The sequence below is a fragment of the Mesorhizobium sp. M8A.F.Ca.ET.021.01.1.1 genome (assembly GCF_003998025.1).
In the GTDB taxonomy this organism is placed as follows: Bacteria; Pseudomonadota; Alphaproteobacteria; order Rhizobiales; family Rhizobiaceae; genus Mesorhizobium.
Genome location: NZ_RZSJ01001049.1, coordinates 1 through 702 on the forward strand (window position 1 = coordinate 1; position 702 = coordinate 702).

A 702-nucleotide genomic window follows, 5' to 3' on the forward strand; every position below is an offset into this window, starting at 1 on the left:
GAGACATGCTGTTCGGCGATCTCCTCAGTCTTGGTTCCGGGTTTTTCTGGGCTCTGACCAACATCCTCATCAAGCGATCGAAACTGGTCGAGGCAACCGCGGAGAAGCTGCTGCTCTATCAACTCGCCGGCGCGGCGGTCGTTGGCGTGTTGGTGATGCCTCTCGCAGGCCCGCCGGTTCGCGATCCAGCCTTGCTGCCGACATTGGCGCTGCTTTTCCAGGCGATTTATATCGTCGCCTTTACCTATGTGCTGTGGTTCTGGCTGCTGCGCCGCTATCCGGCCTCCGGCCTGTCGAGCTTCACCTTCCTCTCGCCGGTTTTCGGTGTTTTATGCGGCGCGATGTTCTTGAATGAGCCGCTGACCATTCGCATCTTCCTGGCACTTGGTCTCATCGCGGCGGGCCTGATCATCGTCAACCGGCCGGCGCGCAAGCTGACGCCGGTGTGAAAGAGATTTTCATGCGCGATATCCTCAACGACCTCGAAGCGGGCAAGTATCTTTCCGATCCGGATCCGGTGCGTCGCGCCCAGATCCAGATGAAGACGCCGCTGCCCAAGCGCTTCTACAAGGAGGTTTCGGTCGTGCCGGTGGAAGCTGGCTTTGCCGTGCAACTCGACGGCAGGCCGGTGCGCACCCCGGGCAAGGCGTTGCTGGCGCTGCCGACCGAGGCGGCCGCGGCGCTGGTTGCCGACGAGTTCGC

General features: G+C 62.0%; 2 protein-coding genes. Both read left to right on the top strand.

The features are described 5' to 3' along the window. Positions 1-449 (top strand): DMT family transporter (locus EOA36_RS36505; RefSeq protein WP_145969559.1); only part of this gene is annotated, 449 nt, incomplete at its 5' end. A gap of 11 nt (positions 450-460) precedes the next feature. Then, positions 461-702 (top strand): ATP12 family protein (locus EOA36_RS36510; RefSeq protein WP_281040122.1); only part of this gene is annotated, 242 nt, incomplete at its 3' end.